4 protein-coding genes are annotated in these 3,018 nt (G+C 60.9%); 2 read left to right on the top strand and 2 right to left on the bottom strand.

What is annotated here, in order from left to right:
* Positions 1 to 217: 217 nt before the first annotated feature.
* Positions 218 to 913 (bottom strand): IS6 family transposase, encoded by a 696-nt coding sequence (locus BJI47_RS12080; RefSeq protein WP_088943967.1) that lies wholly within the window; start codon positions 911 to 913, stop codon positions 218 to 220.
* 68 nt (positions 914 to 981) lie between these two features.
* On the opposite strand from BJI47_RS12080, the gene BJI47_RS24985 reads away from it, so the two are divergent.
* Together BJI47_RS24985 and BJI47_RS12075 are read left to right on the top strand one after the other, a co-directional pair.
* Positions 982 to 1,146, top strand: coding sequence for a DDE-type integrase/transposase/recombinase (locus BJI47_RS24985; protein WP_368655889.1), 165 nt, complete (start codon positions 982 to 984; stop codon positions 1,144 to 1,146).
* A complete protein-coding gene (locus BJI47_RS12075; RefSeq protein ID WP_368655888.1) occupies positions 1,143 to 1,448 on the top strand; it encodes a hypothetical protein in 306 nt (101 codons plus the stop codon). Before BJI47_RS24985 ends, BJI47_RS12075 begins: the two co-directional genes overlap by 4 nt.
* Positions 1,449 to 1,622: 174 nt before the next feature.
* On the opposite strand, the gene BJI47_RS12070 is transcribed toward BJI47_RS12075, so the two are convergent.
* Positions 1,623 to 2,879 (bottom strand): IS256 family transposase, encoded by a 1,257-nt coding sequence (locus tag BJI47_RS12070; protein ID WP_088943966.1) that lies wholly within the window; start codon positions 2,877 to 2,879, stop codon positions 1,623 to 1,625.
* Positions 2,880 to 3,018: the final 139 nt, after the last annotated feature.

Here is a 3,018-nt window from a genome sequence, read left to right as displayed (position 1 = left end):
TTCACCCATCCACTACGAGGCACACCTCACCCTACCTCAACGGACACTAACTGAACGGTATTGCGCTTAGCCTCGATCCACCGATGAATCTGCGAGGTAACCGGGTGTCGAACTGAAGAAAGTGCCCTCCGGCCGGCACTGTCAGATTAGTCGAAAAGTGTAGCAGTGAAGCCTGTTTGGGGCAGGCTGTTACAGGACACCGCCGGGCTGTTTACTTTCAGGCGGCGTCGGTCGCGGTGATCTCCTGCCAGATCGTGAAACGGTCGGCCATCTCGGTATGCCATTCGGATGCCGAGAGGCGGTGTCGGCCGGGTCGGAAATGCGGCGAAATGCCCGAGAAGGCGGACAGGAAGCGTTGCGCGTGCCCGACCGAGGTGAACCGTTTCATCGCATGTTCTCGCTGCCTGGTGGGTTGGTGCGAGTTCTCGGCCCGGTTGTTCAAGTACTTGGATCGGCGATGCTCGACCGAGGCCAACAGTTCGTGGTGCGCGACCTGGTAGCTGCCAAGCTTGTCGGTGACGATCACCCGCGGCACATAGCGCAAGCCCATGAGTAGCTTACGGAAGAATTGCTTGGCGGCGTTACCATTTCGTCGAGACTGGACCAGCACATCGAGCAAGTTGCCGTCCTGGTCGACCGCGCGCCACAGATAATGTTGGCGGCCATCGATTCGGATGAACACCTCGTCGAGGTGCCACTTGTCACCGGGCCGGGACCGCCGTCGACGCAGCTCGTTGGCGTAGGCCTGCCCGAACTTGGCGCACCACCGCCGGATCGTCTCGTAGCTGACCATGACACCGCGTTGCAGCATCATCTCCTCGACTTCGCGGAAGCTGAGCGGGAACCGGAAGTACAACCACACGCAGTGGTTGATGATCTCGACCGGGTAGCGGTGGCCCTTGTACGACAGCATCGGGTTGGTCACGCAATGGATTCTGCCAGTTTGCCGACTTCAACAACGTGACAGTGCCCTCGATATAGGTGTTCGCCAAGATCGGCGGAAAACGGCAGTACCTGTGGCGGGCGGTCGATCAGGACGGCAATGTCCTTGACGTTCTGGTCCAGTCCCGGCGCAATGCGAAGGCGGCGAAACGCTTCTTTGGCAAGCTGATACGTAAGCATGTTCGGATGCCGAGGTACCGGTGACCGACAGGCTTGCCAGTTACCTTGTGGCGCACCGGGAGTTGATGCCATCGGTCGAGCACCGGCGCTCGAAGTACCCCAGCAATCTGGTCGCGAAATCGCACCACCCCCCGAGCCAGCTCGAACGGACAATGAAACTTTTTCGCTCACCGGATGCAGCGCAACGGTTCCTGGCGGTGTTCAGCGCGATTTCGCCGCACTTTCGACCCGGGCGACATAAGCTCACCGCGAGCGATAACCGTTCGGAAATGACCGGCCGCTTCGCTTGCTGGAACGACGATATCGGCACACCATCTGCAGCCTGAACCGGTTTCTCGCCAACAGAATTCGCCACAACTTGACCTGATGCTGTTGATTCCCAATTGCATTCAGTTAAGTTAACAGCGCCGCTCAAGCGCTTGAATAGATAGTGCCCCATGGCGTGGTGTAGTTCGGATCGGTGAACCATCTGGTTCGTGATCAACGAGTTGTGTTGTATGTTATGCGGATTCGAGTTTGGGTGTCAACGACTCGGTGTCCGTGTCGGCGGCTGTAGCGCGTTCCTTTCGTGCGATGACGACCCTCAGTTCGTCCATGGAGACGTCGGAGACGTAGCGGCGGGTGACCTGCCACTCGTCGTGCGCCTCGATCACCACCGCCGTCGCCAGGCGTAGGAACGCTGCCGGGTTCGGGAAGATCTCCACGACATCGGCGCGGCGTTTGATCTCCTTGTTCAGTCGTTCGATCGGATTGTTCGACCAGATCTTCTGCCAATGTGCCTTCGGGAACGACCGGAACGCGAGCACGTCCTCCTTCGCATCACGCATCATCGCAGCGACTTTCGGAAACGAGCCAGCGAGAGTGTCGGCGACCTGATCCCATTGCTGCGCAACGGCATCGGGCTCGGTGTGTGCGAAGATCGTCTTGATCGCAGCCATCACCGGCGGCACCTGCTTCGACGACACCGCCGAGCCGACGTTCCGCATGAAATGCACCCGGCACCGCTGCCACGACGCACCCGTGAACTGCTGCGCCACCGCCGCTTTCAACCCCGCATGCGCATCGGAGATCACTAGATGCACCCCCGACAAACCGCGGGCTTTGAGTCCGATGAGGAACTCGCGCCAGAAGTCGAACGACTCACTGTCTCCTACTGCGGTGCCCAATACTTCGCGGGTCCCGTCGATGGACACCCCGGTGGCGACGACGAGAGCATGCGAGACGACGTGCGCACCGATCCGGACCTTGCAGTACGTGGCGTCGAGGAAGATGTAGGGAAAGCTGGTGTGCGTCAACGAACGCTCGCGGAAGCGGGCGATCTCGACGTCGAGGCCCTGGCAGATCCGCGAGACGGTCGACTTCGAGACCCCCGAGTCGACCCCCAATGCGGTCACGAGGTCGTCGACGTTGCGGGTCGAGACGCCATGGACGTAGGCCTCCATGATCACCGCGTACAGGGCCTGATCGATGCGACGGCGGCGTTCGAGCAGGCTGGGGAAGAACGACCCGGTGCGCAGCTTCGGGATCTGGACTTCGATGTCGCCGCTGGTCGTCGCTACTGTCTTCGGCCTGGTGCCGTTGCGGTAGTTCGTTCGCTCGGTGGTCCGTTCGTAGCGGCCGGCACCGAGGACCTCGGTGGCCTCGGCGTCGATCAGGGTCTGTAAGCCGGCGCGGATCAATTCGGCGAACACACTCGCCGGGTCGGCGCCCTTGAGTGCGTCGAGCTGGGTGATCAGGGCAGAATGGTCGTGGGTCATCGCGTGGTCCTTTGGTCGAGTCACTTTGGCGGTAACTCGTTCATCACTACGCGATGGCCCACCCACAACACGGGTACGACACGCCCGAGCAGCGGCTACGCCGCCTCACCGAATGTCCACCACGTCATGGGACTTACCC

The sequence above is a fragment of the Rhodococcus sp. 1168 genome, assembly GCF_002091955.1.
GTDB lineage: Bacteria > Actinomycetota > Actinomycetes > Mycobacteriales > Mycobacteriaceae > Rhodococcoides.
The sequence above is the reverse complement of the archived record's forward strand: the minus strand, read 5'-3'. Positions and strand labels throughout refer to the sequence as shown.